This is a genomic window from Arenibaculum pallidiluteum (genome assembly GCF_017355985.1).
In the GTDB taxonomy this organism is placed as follows: Bacteria; Pseudomonadota; Alphaproteobacteria; order Azospirillales; family Azospirillaceae; genus Arenibaculum; species Arenibaculum pallidiluteum.
The window spans coordinates 1-1,131 of record NZ_JAFIQU010000041.1; the positions used below are offsets into that span (position 1 = coordinate 1).

2 protein-coding genes are annotated in these 1,131 nt (G+C 65.4%); one reads left to right on the forward strand and one right to left on the reverse strand.

The genetic code is table 11. The features are described 5' to 3' along the window. On the reverse strand, positions 1-396 hold a 396-nt coding region (locus JUB13_RS30965), incomplete at its 3' end, for a serine hydrolase domain-containing protein (RefSeq protein WP_207486122.1). A 66-nt stretch (positions 397-462) separates the two neighbouring features. On the opposite strand from JUB13_RS30965, the gene JUB13_RS30970 reads away from it, so the two are divergent. After that, positions 463-1,092: a TetR/AcrR family transcriptional regulator gene (locus tag JUB13_RS30970; RefSeq protein WP_207486123.1), complete on the forward strand. Its 630-nt coding sequence runs from the start codon at positions 463-465 to the stop codon at positions 1,090-1,092. Positions 1,093-1,131: the final 39 nt, after the last annotated feature.

Consider the following 1,131-nt stretch of genomic DNA (forward strand, 5'->3'; position numbering starts at 1 on the left):
GATAACCGGTTCGGTACCGTCTGAGAGTCGCGGTCGAAACTCCGGCAGCCACCGGGTCACCGGGTCCTCCAGGCGGAGCCGGCCGGTCTCGACCAGGCGCATTGCTGCCGCCGAGACGATCGGCTTGGTCACCGAAGCTAAGCGGAACACCAGATCCTCGCGCATCGGCCTGGCTGTCTCGCGGTCTGCCAATCCTGCGGCACGCCGGTAAACGAGTTGCCCGTCTCGCGCGATCATCACGACCGTCCCGACGATTCGTTTGTCCGCCAGGGCCTGATCGATCGCAGCGTCCACACGCCCCGCAAGCCCAGGGTCCGGTGACGGCAAGGTCTCGGCGAGAGCCCCCGTGGCCCCCCCAACGAACGCGGCGATCGCGAACATGAACATGTTGCGCATAGGATCGACCACCCATTTGAGGAACGAACGCTCCGGAATTATCATGGGAACGGAGGCATTTCAAGAATGGTCATTGTGGAAAATAACCCGCCACGCCGGCCGCGTGGACGCCCGCGCGGCTTCGACCGAGACGAGGCGCTTGCGGCAGCGGCCGAGACGTTCTGGCGCCTGGGTTACGAGGGAGCGTCGATAGCCGATCTCACGACGGCGATGGGCATTACGCCACAGAGCCTCTACGCGGCGTTCACGTCGAAGGCGGAACTCTATCGCGAGGCGCTCGACTGGTATCAGGGGCATGTCGGAGCGTTCACGGCGCGAGCCCTTGCGGAAGAGACCGATGCGGTGGCTGCGTTCGAGCGATTGCTGCGGGAGTCGGCCCGGGAGTTCAGTCGGCGCAAGGAGGCGCGAGGCTGCATGATCTCGACGGCCGTGCTGACCTGCGCCGTGGAGAACAACGCGGTGGCCGAGAATGTGGCGCGCCTGCGGCGCGCAACCTGCGCCGCCTTTCGGGAACGTATCGAACGCGGCGTGACGGATGGCCAGCTCCGTCCGGACATCGATGCCGGCGCGCTCGCGCGCTATCTCGGCGCGATCGTGCAGGGGATGTCCGTCCAAGCGCATGACGGCGCGGGCGAAGCGGAGTTGATGAGCATTGCCACAATCGCAGTAAGGGAACTCGTCCGCTCCCGCGTATAAAGAGCTCAATCCATGTGATCTCGCCGGCGGTCAGCCCTA